Here is a 17,150-nt window from a genome sequence, read left to right as displayed (position 1 = left end):
GTCCGAACCGCGGCCCCAAGGGAGCCGGAGGTTGAACGGGCAGCGCGGATGTTGCAGTGATTAATTTATGAAGCCGCTGTCGCGGAAGGAACTAGGCCTTGCCGTCGAAGAGGCTGGTGACGGAGCCGTCTTCGAAAACTTCCTTGATCGCCCGGGCAATCAGCGGAGCGATCGAGAGGACGGTCAGCTGGTCGAAGCGCTTGGCGGCCGGAATCGGCAGCGTGTTGGTGACCACCACTTCGCGGGCACCGGACTCGGCCAGCGTGCGGGCCGCCGGGTCGGAGAACACGGCGTGCGTCGCAGCGATAATGACGTCCTTTGCACCGGCTTCCTTCAGCACACGCACGGCGCCTGCGATGGTTCCGCCGGTGTCGATCATGTCATCGATGAGCACGCAGGTGCGGCCTTCAACCTGGCCCACAACCTGCTTGGACACAGCCTGGTTGGGCACTGTGAGGTCACGGCTCTTGTGCACGAACGCCAGCGGGGAGCCGCCCAGACGTTCGGCCCACTGTTCGGCGACGCGGACGCGGCCTGTGTCCGGAGACACCACGGTGACGTTGGAAACATCCACTCGGGTACGGATGTAATCGGCCAGCAGCGGAATGGCCATCAGGTGGTCCACGGGGCCGTCAAAGAAGCCCTGGATCTGCGAGGTGTGCAGATCAACGCTCATGATGCGGTCCGCGCCGGCGGTCTTGTACAGATCAGCCACCAGGCGTGCCGAAATCGGTTCGCGGCCGCGGCCCTTCTTGTCCTGGCGTGCGTACGGGTAGAACGGGGACACGACGGTGATGCGCTTGGCGGAGGCGCGCTTCAGGGCGTCAACCGTGATCAGCTGTTCCATCAGCCAGTTGTTCATGGGCGCCGGGTGGGCCTGGATGACGAAGGCATCAGTGCCGCGGACGCTTTCGCCGGGACGGACATAGATCTCGCCGTTGGCGAAGTCATAGGAAGCCAGCGGCAGCAGGTCCGTGTCGAGACAGCGTGCGATTTCCTCGGCCAGTTCCGGGTGTGCACGGCCGGTGGCAAGGACAAGCTTCTTTTCACCTTGGGCGGTGATCTCGCTGCTCATTAATGATCGCTTTCTCGCGTGGGGGAATCAGTTGTTGAGGAAGAGGCTGTGGAATCGGCGTCCGCAGCGGCGGCTGCCGCATTGGCTGCGGCGGTGCCCGGACGGTTGGTCAGCACCCAGCCGTCGAGGTTGCGCTGAGGCGCCACGTTGATGGCCAGGGAGCCGGCCGGAACGTCCTTGCGGACCACGGTTCCAGCTCCACTGTACGCGCCGTCGCCCACCGTGACGGGGGCCACATACATATTGTCGCTGCCCATCCGCACGTGTGAACCGATGGTCGTGTGGTGCTTGTTGACGCCGTCGTAGTTCACGAAAACCGAGGCGGCACCGATGTTGGACTGCTCGCCGATGGTGGCGTCCCCCACATAGGAAAGGTGGGGAACCTTGGACCCGGCACCGATGTCCGCGTTCTTGGTTTCCACGAAGGTGCCGATCTTTCCCTTGGCGCCCAGGACGGTGCCCGGGCGCAGGTAGGCGAAGGGCCCGACGTCGGCCCCGGCTCCCACGCGGGCCTCGGAACCGTGGGTGCGGACCACTTTGGCCCCCTCCCCCACCACCACGTTGGTGAGGGTGGTGTCCGGGCCGACGACGGCGTCGCGCTCCACCACGGTGGAGCCGTGCAGCTGGGTGCCGGGCAGGATGGTGACGTCCTCGGCGAGCGTGACGCCGGCGTCGATCCACGTGGTGGCGGGGTCAACGACGGTGACGCCGGCCCGCATCCAGCGAACGAGGTTGCGGCGGTTGTGCTCGGCGTTCAGAGCTGCCAGCTGGACGCGGTCATTGGCGCCTTCCACCTGCCAGAAGTCATCGGTGACGACGGCGGCAACGCGGCCGCCGTTCGCCCGGGCCAGGCCGAGCACGTCAGTGAGGTACATCTCACCCTGGGAGTTGTCCGAGGTGACCTCGGCCAGGGCGCTGCGCAGCACGGCGGCATCGAACGCGTAGATGCCGGAGTTGATCTCGGTGATGGCGCGCTGGGCGTCGTCGGCGTCCTTGTGCTCCACGATGGCGGTGACGGTGCCGTCTTCAGCGCGCAGGATCCGGCCGTAGCCGGTGGGATCATCGAGCCGGGCGGTGAGCACGGTGACGGCGTTGGCGTCGATTTGGTGCACGGCCACCAGTTGCCGCAGCGTATCCGCTTCCAGCAGCGGCACGTCTCCGTAGGTCACGACGACGGTGCCCTCCAGCGGTGCGAAGGTGTCCAGTGCGTCCAGCGCCACCTGCACGGCGCGTCCGGTGCCGGGAATGTCATCCTGATCCACGATCACGGCCTGCGGGGCGGCGGCGGCAACGTGCTCTGCCACCCGGTCCCGCTCATGCCGGACCACCACGGCCAGGGCGCGGGGCGCCAGTGCCTGTGCGGCCGCCAGGGCATGGCCCACCATGGACGTTCCGCCAACGGGATGCAGGATTTTGGGTGTCCGGGACTTCATCCGGGTGCCGGCTCCGGCAGCGAGAACGATGACAGCCGCGGGTCCGCCGGTCTCGGCGCTTTCGGTGGATTTTGCATCCTGCATGGTCACGAAGTAGCGCTCCTGGGGGTGGTACGGCCTCGGGGTTTGGAGGGGCGGGCCACCGGACCTGGCCGGTGCTCCTACCGTTCCGCCCATAGGATTCGAACCTATACTCCACGGCTCCAAAGGCCGGGGTGCTGCCATTACACCAGGGCGGAAAATGTACAGGTTGCCCCGCACACAAGAGTTTAGTTTGCCATGTCTGCCGATGTCGGCGCGACTTGGGGCGGCGGAGTGTCACGCAGCGCCGCTTCCGGACACATCCGAACGCGGCCCGGAGACAAGGCTTAGACTGTGGAGGTGGCAAGAAATCCGGCTGGCGGCGCCCGCCTGCGCATGACCGGCGTGCAGCGGCGCGCACAGCTTATTGAGGTGGCCCGGGGGCTGTTTGCCCTGCGGGGGCTCGACGGAGCAACCATCGAGGACATTGCCGCTGCGGCCGGTGTCTCCAAACCGGTGGTGTATGAACACTTCGGCTCCAAAGAGGCGCTCTACACCGAGGTGGTTGAGGCCGAGTTCAACCGGCTGCTCGCCGTCATTACCGAAGCACTGGGCGCCGACGCCGGTCCGCGGATCCTGATTGAACGTGTTGCCTATGCATTGCTGGACTATATCGAAAATCACACCGACGGTTTCCGCATCCTGGTCCGGGACGCCCCGCCGTCGCAGCCCGAAGGCACCTTTGCCACCCTGCTCTCCCGGGTCACCAGCCATGTGGAGCACATCCTCTCCAAGGAGTTCAGCAACCGCGGCCTCAGCGCCGAGGTGGGCGGCATGTACGCGCAGATGCTGGTGGGCATGGTGGCCATGACCGGCCAGTGGTGGCTGGATGCCCGAACCCCGGACAAGGCAACGGTGGCGGCGCATCTGGTCAACCTGTCCTGGAACGGCCTGACCGGGCTGCAGAAGGATCCCGAACTCCGCCACATGCGCACGGATGACCCGGTGGTCCTCACCCTCTCCGCCGTCCTGGTCCGCGACGCCGGCGGACGGATCCTGCTGGTCCGCAAGCGCGGAACCAGCAAGTTCATGCAACCGGGCGGCAAGCTGGAGCCCGGCGAATCATTCAGCGCTGCGGCGGCCCGGGAGATGCAGGAGGAACTGGGCCTCTCCGTCGCGGAATCCGAACTGGAAGTTCTGGGCGACTGGTACGGCCCCGCCGCGAACGAGGAAAACACCTTCATTGATGCCGGGCTGTTCGCGTACACGCTGCCGGCGTCCAACGGTGATCCCTCCCGGGAACCCGCAGCCGCTGCCGAAATCGAGGAACTGCTCTGGATGGATCCGGCGCAGGCGCTGGAACGCGAGGACATTTCCCCGCTGCTGCGCGAGCACATCCTGCCGCACATGCTTGCCGGCGCCTGACCGCCGTTTGGGGCATTCCCCTCCGTTTTGGGAATTTACTGCCGGTACGCCCCGGCAGTAAATTCCCAAAACGGTTGCCTTTTTCGCCCTTTTTCGCCCTTTTTCGCCCCGAAGGCTACTCGAGCTTCTCCGACGCCTCGAGCCACTGCATTTCCAGGTCCTCCTGGTCCGTTGCCAGTGACTGCAGCTTCTTGTTCAGCTCGGCCAGCTGCTCAAAGTCCGCTCCGCCGGATTTCTCCGTGGCGGCCGTCATCTGCGCGTTGACCTTTTCCACCTGCTGCTTCAGCTTGGTCATCTGCCGGTCGATCCGGGTCAGGTCCTTCTTGGCGATCCGCTTCTCGGCTTCGGAAGAGCCGGAGGCCACCGCCGTCGCCACCCCGCCGCCGGAACCGGGCCGGGTGGACCCGGCCGCTGCGGCACGCGCCGCCTGCGAGGATCCGCGGGCCGCCGTCGACGCCGAAGAGTTCGCCACCAGAGCCGCGTTGCGCAGCTCAAGGTACTGGTCCACGCCGCCGGGCAGTCCGCGCAGCTTGCCGTCGCCCAGCAGTGCCATCTGGTGGTCGGTGACGCGCTCAAGCAGGTACCGGTCGTGCGAGACCACCACGAGCGTGCCGGGCCAGCCGTCCAGGACGTCCTCGACGGCAGCCAGGGTGTCGGTGTCCAGGTCATTGGTGGGCTCATCGAGCATCAGCACGTTGGGTTCGCCCACGAGCAGGCGCAGCAGCTGCAGCCGGCGCCGCTCACCGCCGGACAGTTCCTTCACCGGGGTCCACTGGCGCTGTGCGTTGAAGCCCAGCTGCTCCACGAGCTGGCCGGCGGAAAGTTCCCGGCCGCCCACGCTGAAGACCCGCTTCTCGTTTTCGATGACCTCGATGACGCGCATGTCCGCCACCTCGTCGAGTTCCTTGACCTCCTGGGTCAGCACGGCGGTCTGCACGGTGGTGCCGCGCTTCAGCCGGCCCTTCGTCGGCTCGATTTCGCCGTTGAGCAGGCGCAGCAGCGTGGTCTTGCCGGCGCCGTTGACGCCCACCAGGCCGAGCCGCTCCCCCGGGGCCAGGCGCAGGGTGACGTTCTTGAACAGTTCGGTGTCGCCCAGGGTCAGGGACACTTCCTCAAGGTCCAGGACGTCCTTGCCCAGGCGGGCGGTGGCCATCTTGTTCAGTGAGAGGGTGTCGCGGGGTTCGGGCACATCGGCAATGAGGTTGTTGGCCGCCTCGATGCGGAACTTGGGCTTGGCGGTGCGGGCCGGCGCGCCGCGGCGCAGCCAGGCCAGTTCCTTCTTGACCAGCTGCTGGCGCTTGCCCTCCACCACGTTGGCCATGCGGTCACGCTCAGCGCGGGCCAGCACGTAGGCGGCGTAACCGCCGTCGAACGGGTCGATGACGGCGTCGTGGACTTCCCAGGTACGCGTGCAGATTTCGTCCAGGAACCACCGGTCGTGGGTGACCACCAGCAGGCCGCCGGCATCGGCGCGCCAGCGGTTCTTCAGGTGCTGGGCCAGCCACGCCACGCCTTCCACATCCAGGTGGTTGGTGGGCTCGTCCAGCATGACGACGTCGTCGTCCCCGGTCAGGAGCTTGGCGAGGGCCACGCGGCGTTTCTGTCCGCCGGAGAGGGAGGAAACGGAGGCGTTCCAGTCCACTTCCTGGATCAGTCCGCTCATGACGTCGCGGATGCGGGCGTTGGAGGCCCACTCGTAATCAGCGGCGTCACCCACGATGGCCTGGCCAACGGTGAGGTCGCCGTCGAGCACGTCGGACTGGTCCAGGTAACCCACGGTGACGTCGCGGCGGCGGGTGACGCGGCCGTCGTCGGGCGTCTGCCGCTCGGCCAGCAGGCGCATCAGGGTGGACTTGCCGTCACCGTTGCGCCCGACAACGCCAATCCGGTCCCCCTCCTCCAGGCCCAGGGAAACCCCGTCCAAGATGGTGCGGGTGCCAAAGGAAATGCTGAGGTTCTCAGCACCAAGCAGGTGTGCCAATCGGTACTACTTTCTTCCGGGGTTGGAAATGTTGGAAAAGATAAAAAAGCTAGCCGGCGACGGCGGAGGCCAGCCGGGCGCCGGAAACCGGCCCCTCGACGGCGAGGGCGCGGTGGCCGGCGGCGCGCAGGGCCGCCGCAAGCTCCGCAGCCGCGGGCGCGTTCTGGGCCAAAAAGGCCACGGTGGGCCCGGAGCCGGAAACCATGCCGGCCAGTGCGCCCAGCCGCTCGCCGGCGCTCAGGACGTCCGCCAGGCCCGGCGCCAGCCGCAGCGCGGCCGCCTGCAGGTCATTGGACATAACGGATGCCAGGTCCTGAGCATTCCCGGAGCGCATGGCGGCAAGGATTGCCGGGTCAACTTCCTCCGGTTCCTGGGCCTGCAGCTGGCCCTCCTCACGGAGGGAATCCAGGGCACCGTAGACGCCCGGGGTGGACAGCCCGAAGTCGGAGGCGACGAGCACCCAGTGCAGGGGCGTCTTGGATATGGCCGGGGTCAGCCGGTCCCCCACTCCCAGGCCGACGGCGGTGCCGCCGAGCAGCGAAAAGGGAACGTCAGCGCCGAGCCCGGCAGCGATGCCGGCCAGCTCTTCGCGGGAAAGATGCGTGTTCCACAGGGCGTCACAGGCGACCAGCGCCGCCGCGGCATCGGCTGAGCCTCCGCCCATGCCGCCGGCAACCGGCACCCGCTTGGTGATGTGCAGGTGCACCCCGGTGGGGTTCTCCGCGAAGGCCGCCAGTGCCTGGGCCGCGCGGACCGCGAGGTTATCCGGCCCGAGGGGAATGTCCTTCACGGGGACCTGCAGGGCACCGTCGCTGTCCACGGTGACGGTGATTCCGGGTCCCTCGGTAACCGTGGCCCGGACCTCTTCGAACAGCGAAACGGCCAGATACACGCTGGCGACGCTGTGGTAGCCGTCGGGCCGGAGCGGGCCGACGCGCAGGGATACATTGATCTTCCCGGGGGCGCGGACGCACACGGACGCCGGGGCTGCCGTGGGGGGCTGTGCGGGTGAAAACTTCGCTGCGCTCATATCTTCCAACTTAGAGGAAGGGCGGGCCGCGCCGTTAATGCGCCCGCCGGAGCCAGCGTTAGGACGCTTCGCCGTCGGGCAGTGCTTCGGTCTCCGGTCCGGACGGATCCCCGGCGTTCGCCGGCGCCTGCGCACCCTTGGCCTCCGCAATCCGGGCAAAGGCATGGATGTCGATGACTTCGCCCCGGGCGCGCGGGTCCACCCCGGCCGCAACAAGCGCGTTTTCGGCCTGGGCCGGGCTCCCTGCCCAACCGGACAGAGCAGCGCGCAGCGTCTTGCGGCGCTGGGCAAAGGCGGCGTCGATCACGGCGAAGACCTCTTCGCGGGTGGCAGTGGTGGGCAGCGGATCGTGGCGGGTGAAGCCCACCAGCCCGGAAGCGATCTTGGGCGCGGGCCAGAACACGTTCATGCCGATCACGCCGGCCTTGCGCATGGTGGTGTACCAGGCGGCCTTCACAGACGGCACGCCGTAAACCTTGGATCCGGGGACCGCAGCCAGCCGGTCCGCAACTTCGTCCTGAACCATGACCAGGCCGTGCTGCAGGGACGGGAAGCGCTCCAGCAGATGCAGCACCACGGGAACGGCCACGTTGTACGGAAGATTGGCCACCAGTGCCGTGGGCTCAACGGGAAGCTCGGTAATCCGCATGGCATCGCCGAGGACCACGTGCAGCTGGTCCGCCTTCTCGGGCCGCCATGCCTTCACCGTTGCGGGCAGCCGTCCGGCAAGCACAGGATCGATTTCGACGGCGACCACGGCCTTCGCTGCGTCCAGCAGTCCCAGCGTGAGGGATCCCAGGCCGGGCCCCACCTCCAGCACGGTTTCTTCCGGTCCGACGCCGGCGGCGGCGACGATGCGCCGGATGGTGTTGCCGTCAATGACGAAGTTCTGGCCCAGGGTCTTGGTGGGGCGCACGCCCAGCTCGTCGGCCAGGGCGCGGATGTCAGTGGCACCCAGCAGCGGTTTGACCGGAGGACGGGAAGCGGAGGCGGATTCAGTCACCTAGCAATACTAGCCGAGCACCGTGTCCCTACCGATGGGGCGCTAGTCAGGCCAGTTACCCACCGCGGCGCCTGCCCGCAGGCGGAATTCATTCCTCTTCATCGTGTTTCCTTCCAGAATGGGGCACCACCCTGCCCCCGCCAAAAATCGGTCGGTAGCATTCCAGCCGAGGCACTCTTCCAGTGTCCCCCAGCCCCGGAACGGCGGTAATGACATATGGGCAAAACCTTCGGAAACCGACTTCAATTGGCGCGCACGGAACGCCTGCTGACCCAGGAAGAGTTGAGCGGCGACGTGTTCCTGGCACGCGATGTGTCGATGCTTGAAAAGGGCCGGCGGGAGCCGTCCGGCGGGGCCATCCGGTTTCTGGCGGAACGGTTGACCGCGGTGCCGGGCTATCCGCGCCCGAGGGCAGGCGGGGACAGCCGCCTCTTCCTGGAGTTCTCTGCAGCACAGGCGTGGGATGAGCGGAATTACCAGGCCGCACGAAGGTTGTCCCAGCTGGCGGCGGATGCGGCGCTGGTGGAGCAGGACCCTACCGGATGGTGGGAACTGTCCTTTATGGCGGCTGCGTGCCTGCGCCGGCTGCACGACTATCCGGCCTGCATCGCAGAGGCGGAACGGCTGGCACAACACCCCCTGGCAGCGGAGGGGCAACCGCTGCGCCCGCAGGCTGAGGCCTTGCTGGCAACCGCCTGCCAGGGAGCCGGACGGCTGCCCGAGGCTGTCAGCCATGCCAGACGCGCACTGGACATTGGCGTGCTGCTGCGGCTGAACGCTGATCAGCTCATCGAGGTATATCAGGCACTCATCGCTGCCCTTTCCGAAAGCGGTCTGCAGGAGGAAGCGTGGGGCCACTGCCAGGCATTGCTGCTTCCGCTGCTGGAAGCAGCGTCGGATGCCCAGACGGCGGGAAAGGGATTTTGGGCGGTAGGCAACGTCGCGTTCCGCCGGGGCGATACAGCCGCCGGCCTCCGTTACCATGCCAGAGCCGGTTTCCTCCTCAATCCCGACACGGATCTGGAAGCCTGGGCTGCATTTAACCGCTCTTCGGCAGCCATGCGTCTTGCCGAGGGACTGCACGACGCCGCTACCAGCCGGCTCATGGACCATGCCGAGACTGCCCTCTCAGTGCTGGGCGGCACCGAGGAAGACCTTCTGGAGAACCTGCACAGCAGGGGCCGGTGGCATCAGCTCTCCGGCAACCATCAATCCGCCGTGCAGATCCTTACCGATGTGTACGCCCGGCGGGCGGCGCTCTCCCCCCAGGGTGCCGCCGAGGTGGCCCTGCACCTGGGCTTGAGCCGGGCTGCCCTCGGAGAATTGAGCACTGCGGTGCAAATGCTGGAGGACAGCGCGAAGGCCTTTTTCAACGCCGGAGCCCTGGACCGGGCAGACCATGCAGCCCGGTTGGCGAGCCAGGCGCGGGCCGGAGCCCCTGTCGGGTTAACCGCGAGGACCGGAACCTGATAACAGGTTCCGGTCCTCGGGGAACTGGCAGCGCTCTGTGCCCTTAGCCCTTAGCCCGGGCGGGCACAACAGGCGGGGGAACTCCCGCCCGGTTAGAGCAGGCCCAGCTTGGCGGCGCAGGACGGCCAGTGGCCCCAGCCGCCGTTGGCGCGAAGCTTTTCTGCTACGGCAATCTGCTGGTCCGGGGTGGCCCCGGCGGCGATGGGCGCGTACTGGCCGCCACCGGCACCAAGCCAGCTGGAGACGCTGAACTGCAGGCCGCCGGAATAACCGTTGCCGGTGTTGATGTGCCAGTCTCCGCCGGATTCACACTGGGCCAGAGCCGCCCAGGTTCCGCCGGAGGGAGCGGCGCCGCCGGGAGAGGCAGCCGGGGCCGGTGCCTCGGCCGCGGGTGCCGGTGCGGGCGGGGCTTCCTTCTTCTTGGTACCGACGGCGATCTTCGCGTCAACCGGCTGCACGGAGACGGTTTCACTCACCAGGGTCCGGCTGACCTCACGGCCGTCAACGAGTTTGATCGCGAAAACTGCGGCCTTCTCGCCCGGCGTTCCCTTGACCGTCACCTTTTCTTCGCCCTCGTAAAGGTTGGGGTCCGGCACTTCAGCGGTTTCAAACGGCAGGGCTTCGGTGACTGTGACCTTTTCGCCGGCCGTGACGCGGGTAATCTTCAACGCCATGCCGTCCACCAGTGCGGCGGACTCAGGAGCCGAGAGGCGGTCCGTTGCCGCGAGTTCAATGCCCGCTTCGTCCAGCAGCTCCTCCACCGTCTCCGCTGTGGTGGGGCGGTTGTAGGACTTGCCGTCCATCACCATGGTGACTGTCTTCGGAGTGGAGATCGACAGCGGATCCTGAAGCCCGGAGAGGGCCGTGTCCAGGGAGGCGGACACTGCAGAGTTGGAAGCTACCCGAAGTTCCGACACCAGATCCGCAACGGTCTGGCCGGTGGTGCTTACTGTGTGGCCCTGGCCGTCCAGGGTTACGTCCACGGACTTTGCCTTGGAGACTTCAATCCGGGTTCCGTCGCTGACCTCGCTGGCCAGGTCGGGGCTCACCCGGTCTGCCTCGGTGACCTGGACATCTGCTTTTTGGAGAACTTCAGCGACTGTGCCGCCGAACGTCTTGACGTCGCTGGTCTGGCCGTCGACGCTTAGTACCACTGACTTGTTGGTGCCTACAAAGGCCACCAGTCCCAGAATGAGGGCGACCATAACAACGGCCTGCCCGGTTAGTTTTACCCCACGCCTCACGAGTGCATGTGCCACGGAATCCCAAACGTTCATAGTTTCCGGGCACGGGGATCAGGGCGCGTGGCAGCCGATGTCCCCGGGTCTCACGGGGCGACTCTGTGCGCAGGCAAGGAACCTCTGCCGCAACCAGGCACAGATGTGGCGCGGCGCTTCGACTGAAGCGTGCGCACACCTGTTCACAGGACGGTGTGTGGTTCGATATCAGTTCCGGCGCCTTCCCCGACCCCGGCTAATAGGTCCCCACCGTAACCGAACCGTGACCTGAGGGCAAACCGAAGTTTTGGCCGGTCCAAGTGATACCTGTGCCGTACGTGGAAACTTCCATACCGGGGCTAGGCCCATGAACCGTAGGTACGGACCGTGTTTTCCACCAACTGCGTTCCCAGTTCAGCCAGGTCCGCTCCGAGTTCTGCGGCCATGAACCGGACGGTGTAGGGCACCATGTAGCTGGCATTGGGCCGGCCGCGGAAGGGGTGCGGCGTCAGGAAGGGGGAATCGGTTTCCACGAGCAGCAGCCTCCGGTCGGCCACGGCGAGCGCCTCCCGGAGATTCCCCGCGTTCTTAAAGGTGACGGTGCCGGCAAAGGACATGCTCCAGCCATGCTCATTGCAGGTCCTGGCCAGATCCGCATCACCGGAAAAGCAGTGGAAGACCACCTTCTCCGGGGCCCCCTCTTCCAACAGCACACGGACAACGTCCGCGTGTGCGTCGCGGTCATGGATCTGCAGGGCCAGCCCCAACCGCTTGGCGATGTCGATGTGCCGGCGGAAGGAATACTGCTGCCGCTCAACGCCGTCCGGGCCGGTGCGGAAGTAATCCAGTCCGGTTTCGCCGATGCCCCGGACCCGGGGATGGCCGGCCAGTGCTTCAATTTCCTCGAGCGCCGCGTCCAGGGTCCCCTCCCCCGCCAGTACGGGGGCATCGTTGGGGTGAATGGCCACCGCTCCCAGCAGCCGCGGTTCCTCATCCAGGATCCGGACAGTGAACCGCGAAGATTCCAGATCCGTGCCTACCTGAACAGCACCCCGGACTCCCGCCGCGGCGGCAGCGTCCATGGCCGCCCCCACTTCCGCGGTGCCGGCCCCGCCGGGGGCAAAGTCCAAATGGGTATGGTTGTCAATCACGGGCACCGGCAGGGGCTCCGGCCCGGGAGGATAAGGTTTCCCGGTGCCGGACGCGAAGTCCAGATAGGCCGCAGGGATTTCGCCCGGAACATAACCACTGTCATTGCACATGTCTTTAACCCTAAGTGAGCTTGTAACCTGTATTCACATGAGGCCGCTGCCGAACCGGCGGAGGGCCTGTAGCGTCGCACACCGGATCCCCTAGCCAGGGCAACGGAGTGCGATTTCCCGAGGCTTGGAAGGTATCCATGGACGCTCGAACTCCAGCTGCAGCCGCCGCTCCCTTTGCCGGTGATTCACCGGGAACGGAGGTTCCCGGGCCTACGGCTGGATGGAACCGAGCCGCAGGAGCGGGATACAGTGCCGACGCATTTCACACCGCGGCGTCCAGCATCCTCGCCGCAGTCAATACTGTCATTGACGGCAAGAAGGAAGCAGCCTCACTGGTCCTGACCGTGCTGCTGGCCCAGGGCCATGTCCTGCTGGAGGACGTGCCCGGCGTCGGAAAAACGCTCCTGGCCAAGACGCTCGCCCGGACCATTGACTGTTCGGTGACGCGGATCCAGTTCACCCCGGACCTGCTGCCGTCCGACGTCACCGGCGTGTCCATCTACAACCAGGACGCCCACCGGTTCGAGTTCCGCCAGGGCCCCATCTTCGCCAACATCGTGATCGGAGACGAGATCAACCGCGCTTCCGCGAAGACCCAGTCCGCGCTGCTGGAGTGCATGGAGGAGCGGCAGGTGACCGTCGACGGCGGGACCTACCGGCTGGCCGAGCCCTTCATGGTGGTGGCCACCCAGAACCCGATCGAAATGGAAGGGACCTATCCCCTGCCCGAAGCCCAGCGGGACCGGTTCATGGCCCGCATTTCCATGGGTTATCCGGACACGCGGTCCGAAATTGAGATGCTCGAAAGCCACCAGTCCACCTCGCCGCTGGACGCGGTCTCGGCAGTGGTCGACGTCGGTGAAATTGCGGCCATGACGGCCCGGGTGCGGGATATCTTTGTCTCCTCCGCCGTAAAGGAGTACACGGTTGCCATTGGCCAGGCGACCCGGGAGCATCCCCATCTGCGCCTCGGTGCCAGTCCCCGCGCCCTGCTGCAGCTGCTGCGCGCCGCCAAGGCCCACGCCGCGCTGGCGGGGCGTGACTTTGTCCTGCCCGATGACATTTCCCGCCTCGCTGATCCCGTGCTGGCCCACCGCATCATCCTGGACCGCAAGGCCACCAGTTCCGGCGATACGCCGTCGGGCCTGCTCTCACACCTGCTCGCCCGCGTTCCCGTTCCGCGCAGTCCCGCCGGCGAGCGCCTGAGGCGGTAGGGCCGAGGCAGGACGGCTGAGGCAGCACCACCGGTACACCACCAGCGGGAAGGCTCCATGGACTTTGCAAGCGCAGCACGGCTGCTGACGGCGCGCGGCTGGGGTCTTGTCGCGGCCGGGGCCGCCGCCCTCCTGACCGCCCACATTATGGGCCGCCGGGACGCACTCATCCTGGGCCTGTTCCTGCTCGCCCTGCCGCTGCTTTCGGCGCTGGCACTGCGGCTGGTCAAGCCGGTGTTCCTGGTTGAACGCACCTTCAGCCCGGCCACCGTGGAGACCGGTGTCCCCGCCCGGGTGATGCTCTCGCTGCGCACTCCCCGCCCGGTCCGGCAGAGCGCCTCCATGCGCGAAGGCCTCCCGCTGCGCTTCGGACAGAGTCCGGTGTTCCGTTTTCCGGCCCGTTTTCCGGATGCCGACGGCGCCAGCACCTACGAGTACCAGCTGCGCTCCGCCCGGCGCGGCATGTTTCCGATCGGACCGGTGACGGCGGAGTTCACCGACCTTTTTGGCCTCTCCCGGAGGCTGCACACCCTCGGTGCCACAGATCCGCTGGTGGTGTCCCCGGCACCCCAGGAGCTGCCGGCCGCGTCGCTGGGCGGCCCCCGGGGGACGGAGGGATCCGTTTCCAATCCCCGCCGCGGCAGCCCCAGCGAAGATGACGTCTCCACCCGCGAATACCGCGCGGGCGATCCTATGCGGCGGGTCCACTGGGCGGCGACTGCCCGTCACGGCGAACTGATGGTCCGGCAGGAGGAACCCGTCACCTCCCCCAGCGCCACGCTGCTTCTCGATTCGCGGCAGTCCTGCTTTGCGGGCGGCCTTGGAACGCCGCTGTGGACGGACCCCGCCGCCGGAAACGGGCTGTCCACCTCCGAGTCCTTTGAATGGGCGGTCACAGCATCCGTTTCAGCTGCCGCCTTCCTGCTCGACAACGGCTACTCGCTGCATCTGCTGGATGCGTACGCACGGCCCGGTCTCGGCCGTTCCCCTTCCACCCCCGATCCCCTGCAGTGCGATTTCAGCGGCGCCGCAGGGCTGCAGGACATCGCAGAGGGCCTGGCAGCGCTGGAACTTGAGGCGCGGCCGTTTGAACGGCAGGCGGACACGGGCAAGGCGGCGGTCCCCGGGTCCGTGCCTGCAGCCCGGTTCCGGGGAATTCGCGCGGTCCGCGGCGCCCACAGCGCCGGCACGGCCAGCCCAAAGGGGGCGGACCCGTCACCGGCCGAAAACCGTCGCGCCTTCGGTTCCGGGCTGGCGGACACTTTGGCCCAGCGCCGACGCGGCCCCCTCGTTGCGGTTCTGGGCAGGCTCACGGCCGAGGACGCCGCCCGGCTGGCTCCGGCGGCAGACTATGCCACCCTGGCCTGCGCCGTCCTGGTCACGGACCGGCTCCAGGAGGCGGGGCCGGCACTGGCCGTCCTGCACGCCGCCGGCTGGCAAGCCGTTGCTGCTACCCCCGAATCCGATCTCGCGCGCTGCTGGGCGGCCTTCGCTTCCGCCGCCCAGCCGGTAACTTCATCCCCCGGTCGGGAGGACCGCCCATGACTGATGTGCTGTCCCGCCCCGCGGCCAACGCCCCGGCCGGGCCTCCCCCGCCGCCGCGGGCCAAGATCAGACCGCCGTGGGAGTGGACCGCCGCCGGAGCAAGCGCCGCAGCCGTCCTGCTCTGCAGTCTCAGTCTGCACGGAGTCCTGGACGGCTGGAGCTGGTTGCCGCCGCTGACCCTCACCACGGCCGCGGTGATCGCCGCCATGGCTGCGGCACGCAGGTTCCGGTTTCCCACCGCACTGGTGCCGGCGGCAGGTCTGGCAGCGCTCGCCGTCGTCCTGACCTGGTTGTTTGCCGCCTCGACGGCGCTGCTCGGGCTGCTGCCCACCGGGGCGACGCTGGGGCGGGGCAGACAGCTGCTCACCGAAGCCCAAGCGACCATCATGAACCAGGTTCCGCCGGTGCTCGCCGACTCCGGGATCGTTTTCATTGCCTGTTTGGGCACCGGACTGATTGCGCTGCTGGTGGACACACTGGCCACTACCCTGCGCATGCCTGCAGCCAGCGGCCTGGGGCTGCTGTCCCTGCTGATCGTGCCGGCCGTCCTGAAGCCGGAGAGCATCGGCGCGCTCCCCTTCATCCTTGCCGCAGCCGGATACCTGCTCATCCTGGCCACCGGGGCCTGGCAGGAGCGGCCGCACCGGCCGGGGGACGCCATGCGGCGCCCGCCGCGCAGCCAGGTGGGCACGGCGGCCGGCATCGGCGCCGGTGCCATGATCCTCGCCCTGTGCCTGCCCGCAGCTCTTCCGGGCTTTAACCAGGGCACGTTTCCGCAGGGCTCACGACTGAACATCTGGACCGGCCAATCCGGCCTCAACCCGGTGGTGGCGCTGGGCAATGACCTGCGCCAGCCCTCAGCCTCCGGCCGGATCCGGTATGCCACGGATTCTCCTACTTCGCTCTATCTGCGATCGACCACTTTGGAGGACTTCTCGGGCCGGCGCTGGGCACCGGATCTTCGGGAGGACACCCGACGGCGGGGCCTGCAGGACATGTCACCGGCAGAGGTGAACGATCGGGCGCCCGCCATGTCAGTGGTGACCACACGGGTCAGGTCCGAGACCTATGTCAGTCCCTGGCTGCTCGCCCCCTACGCTCCCCAGCGCGTGTCCGGAGCCCTCGGACCGTTCAGCTGGGATCCCAAAACCATGACCGTCATCTCCGGGGACAACACGGAGCGCGGGAAGTTGGACTATGAGGTCCAAAGCTTGGCGCCCAACTTGTCCCAGGCTGACCTGCAGGGCCTGACTCCGGCATCCAAAGACGCCGTGGATCCCGTTTTCACCTCGCTGCCCGAGGACCTGCCCGCAAGTATCCGGGACGCCGCGGCGGCTGCCACGGAGGGAACCTCCGGACCCTATGAACAGGCCATGGCCATCCAGGCCTACCTCCGCGGGCCGGCGTTCAGCTATTCGCTCGATGCTCCGGTTGAGGGCGGATACGACGGGAACGGTATCGATGTCCTTGACCGGTTCCTGCAGGAAAAATCCGGCTACTGCACTCATTTCGCCGCTGCCATGGCCGTCATGGCCAGAGAGGCCGGCATTCCCAGCCGCATGGCGCTGGGCTTCGCTCCGGGGCGGTCCACCGGTAATTCCTTCCCGGGCAACGACGGCCAGGAGCTTCGGGAGTTCGAAGTGGATTCCCGCGATGCGCACGCGTGGCCGGAACTGTATTTCGAAGGGCTGGGCTGGGTGCGGTTTGAGCCGACCCCGTCCCGGGGATCAGTGCCTGCCTACGCGGTGGAGCCCCGCTCGAACCCCACCCAGGTCCGCGACGACGAGCGGGACCTGGAGGCGGGAAACCCGGTGCTTCCCGAGCCCCTTCCCGAAACCTCAACCAGTGAGGCCGCCCCTGAGGCTGCCGCCCCGCCGCAGCAGGAAGAGACCCATGCCGGGAGGTTCGCCGGAGTTGGATTTGGCCTGGCGGCAGCCGCCGGTGCACTGCTGAGCCCCTGGCTGCTGCGCCGGCGCAGGCGCAGCATCCGCCGGCGCCTCCTCGGACCCGGACAACCGGCACGCGGCCGCGCGGGTGCTTCCGGAGCCGGCGGGGCGGGGCACGGGCACAGCCTCACCGGGCCCGCAACCCTGGCCTGGGAAGAAGCGGCGGACACCGGAGTGGACTACGGCCATGTCCCGCAGAAGGCCGAATCTCCCCGCGCCTACGCCCTGCGGCTGGCGCACGAGGCCGGACTGGCGGACAACTCCGCGGCAGCGCTGGAGCGGCTTCGGGCCGCTTATGAACACGAAGTGTATGCCGCACCGGCTGCACGGCCGCAGGGCGCGTCCGGAGCAGCCCGAGACCTGCCGCCGGACCCCGGAGCAGGGCTCTGGTCCGATGTCACCGCTGTCCGGCAGGGGCTTCAGGAATCCGCCACTTGGGGCGCAAAACTGCGGGCCCGCTTCTTCCCGGCCTCGCTGGCCTCCCGGTTCCAGCGCTGACGGACAGGCTGCACTGACCGGCAGTACGGT

Annotated in this window: 12 protein-coding genes and 1 tRNA gene; 5 read left to right on the top strand and 8 right to left on the bottom strand. The window is 67.5% G+C overall.

Features of this window, described 5'->3' with window-relative positions:
• Positions 1–91: 91 nt before the first annotated feature.
• The 3 genes from CXR00_RS14340 to CXR00_RS14330 form a co-directional block, all read right to left on the bottom strand.
• Positions 92–1,075 (bottom strand): ribose-phosphate diphosphokinase, encoded by a 984-nt coding sequence (locus tag CXR00_RS14340; RefSeq protein WP_104055215.1) that lies wholly within the window; start codon positions 1,073–1,075, stop codon positions 92–94.
• Positions 1,075–2,592 carry a bifunctional UDP-N-acetylglucosamine diphosphorylase/glucosamine-1-phosphate N-acetyltransferase GlmU gene (glmU, locus tag CXR00_RS14335; RefSeq protein ID WP_104055537.1) on the bottom strand — a complete coding sequence of 506 codons (1,518 nt, stop codon included), beginning with the start codon at positions 2,590–2,592 and terminating at the stop codon, positions 1,075–1,077. Before glmU ends, CXR00_RS14340 begins: the two co-directional genes overlap by 1 nt.
• A gap of 83 nt (positions 2,593–2,675) precedes the next feature.
• Positions 2,676–2,747: transfer RNA gene (locus CXR00_RS14330), tRNA-Gln, on the bottom strand.
• A gap of 142 nt (positions 2,748–2,889) precedes the next feature.
• On the opposite strand from CXR00_RS14330, the gene CXR00_RS18755 reads away from it, so the two are divergent.
• Positions 2,890–3,954, top strand: a complete 1,065-nt coding sequence (locus CXR00_RS18755; protein WP_146068515.1) for an NUDIX domain-containing protein — start codon at positions 2,890–2,892, stop codon at positions 3,952–3,954.
• Positions 3,955–4,069: 115 nt separating this feature from the next.
• On the opposite strand, the gene CXR00_RS14320 is transcribed toward CXR00_RS18755, so the two are convergent.
• The 3 genes from CXR00_RS14320 to rsmA are packed head-to-tail and all read right to left on the bottom strand — an operon-like array spanning position 4,070 to position 7,968.
• Positions 4,070–5,935, bottom strand: a complete 1,866-nt coding sequence (locus CXR00_RS14320; protein ID WP_104055213.1) for an ABC-F family ATP-binding cassette domain-containing protein — start codon at positions 5,933–5,935, stop codon at positions 4,070–4,072.
• Positions 5,936–5,984: 49 nt separating this feature from the next.
• The gene (locus CXR00_RS14315; protein WP_104055212.1) at positions 5,985–6,965 is read right to left on the bottom strand and encodes a 4-(cytidine 5'-diphospho)-2-C-methyl-D-erythritol kinase; all 981 of its coding nucleotides are present in this window, start codon (positions 6,963–6,965) and stop codon (positions 5,985–5,987) included.
• A gap of 58 nt (positions 6,966–7,023) precedes the next feature.
• Complete coding sequence (rsmA, locus tag CXR00_RS14310) at positions 7,024–7,968, bottom strand: 16S rRNA (adenine(1518)-N(6)/adenine(1519)-N(6))-dimethyltransferase RsmA (RefSeq protein ID WP_104055211.1); 945 nt, start codon at positions 7,966–7,968, stop codon at positions 7,024–7,026.
• Between the two features lie 246 nt (positions 7,969–8,214).
• Between rsmA and CXR00_RS14305 the strand changes: the two genes are divergently transcribed.
• Positions 8,215–9,438 carry a helix-turn-helix transcriptional regulator gene (locus CXR00_RS14305; protein ID WP_146068514.1) on the top strand — a complete coding sequence of 408 codons (1,224 nt, stop codon included), beginning with the start codon at positions 8,215–8,217 and terminating at the stop codon, positions 9,436–9,438.
• Positions 9,439–9,530: 92 nt separating this feature from the next.
• Here the strand turns inward: CXR00_RS14305 and CXR00_RS14300 are convergent, their stop codons facing one another.
• Both CXR00_RS14300 and CXR00_RS14295 read right to left on the bottom strand, forming a co-directional pair.
• The gene (locus CXR00_RS14300) at positions 9,531–10,643 is read right to left on the bottom strand and encodes a resuscitation-promoting factor (RefSeq protein WP_181032357.1); all 1,113 of its coding nucleotides are present in this window, start codon (positions 10,641–10,643) and stop codon (positions 9,531–9,533) included.
• 371 nt (positions 10,644–11,014) lie between these two features.
• Entirely contained in the window at positions 11,015–11,917 is a 903-nt protein-coding gene (locus tag CXR00_RS14295) for a TatD family hydrolase (RefSeq protein WP_104055208.1), read from the bottom strand.
• A 137-nt stretch (positions 11,918–12,054) separates the two neighbouring features.
• Here CXR00_RS14295 and CXR00_RS14290 point away from each other — a divergent pair, with 137 nt between their 5' ends.
• From CXR00_RS14290 to CXR00_RS14280, 3 genes are read left to right on the top strand one after another with little or no spacing between them, the layout of a single operon-like run.
• Positions 12,055–13,131, top strand: a complete 1,077-nt coding sequence (locus CXR00_RS14290; protein WP_104055207.1) for a MoxR family ATPase — start codon at positions 12,055–12,057, stop codon at positions 13,129–13,131.
• Positions 13,132–13,188: 57 nt separating this feature from the next.
• On the top strand, positions 13,189–14,676 hold the full coding sequence (locus CXR00_RS14285) for a DUF58 domain-containing protein (RefSeq protein ID WP_104055206.1): 1,488 nt from the start codon (positions 13,189–13,191) through the stop codon (positions 14,674–14,676).
• Positions 14,673–17,120, top strand: coding sequence for a DUF3488 and transglutaminase-like domain-containing protein (locus CXR00_RS14280; protein WP_104055205.1), 2,448 nt, complete (start codon positions 14,673–14,675; stop codon positions 17,118–17,120). Before CXR00_RS14285 ends, CXR00_RS14280 begins: the two co-directional genes overlap by 4 nt.
• Positions 17,121–17,150: the final 30 nt, after the last annotated feature.

This window comes from Arthrobacter sp. 9E16 (genome assembly GCF_002929435.1).
In the GTDB taxonomy this organism is placed as follows: domain Bacteria; phylum Actinomycetota; class Actinomycetes; order Actinomycetales; family Micrococcaceae; genus Arthrobacter_B; species Arthrobacter_B sunyaminii.
This window is presented reverse-complemented; position numbering and strand designations above follow the sequence as displayed.

Bases quoted from the DNA above. Each gene is read 5' to 3' on its own strand.
- CXR00_RS14280 (WP_104055205.1), top strand. From the start codon at position 14,673: ATGACTGATGTGCTGTCCCGCCCCGCGGCCAACGCCCCGGCCGGGCCT.
- CXR00_RS14285 (WP_104055206.1), top strand. From the start codon at position 13,189: ATGGACTTTGCAAGCGCAGCACGGCTGCTGACGGCGCGCGGCTGGGGT.
- CXR00_RS14290 (WP_104055207.1), top strand. From the start codon at position 12,055: ATGGACGCTCGAACTCCAGCTGCAGCCGCCGCTCCCTTTGCCGGTGAT.
- CXR00_RS14315 (WP_104055212.1), bottom strand. From the start codon at position 6,965: ATGAGCGCAGCGAAGTTTTCACCCGCACAGCCCCCCACGGCAGCCCCG.
- glmU (WP_104055537.1), bottom strand. From the start codon at position 2,592: ATGCAGGATGCAAAATCCACCGAAAGCGCCGAGACCGGCGGACCCGCG.
- CXR00_RS14295 (WP_104055208.1), bottom strand. From the start codon at position 11,917: ATGTGCAATGACAGTGGTTATGTTCCGGGCGAAATCCCTGCGGCCTAT.
- CXR00_RS14340 (WP_104055215.1), bottom strand. From the start codon at position 1,075: ATGAGCAGCGAGATCACCGCCCAAGGTGAAAAGAAGCTTGTCCTTGCC.
- CXR00_RS14300 (WP_181032357.1), bottom strand. From the start codon at position 10,643: ATGGTCGCCCTCATTCTGGGACTGGTGGCCTTTGTAGGCACCAACAAG.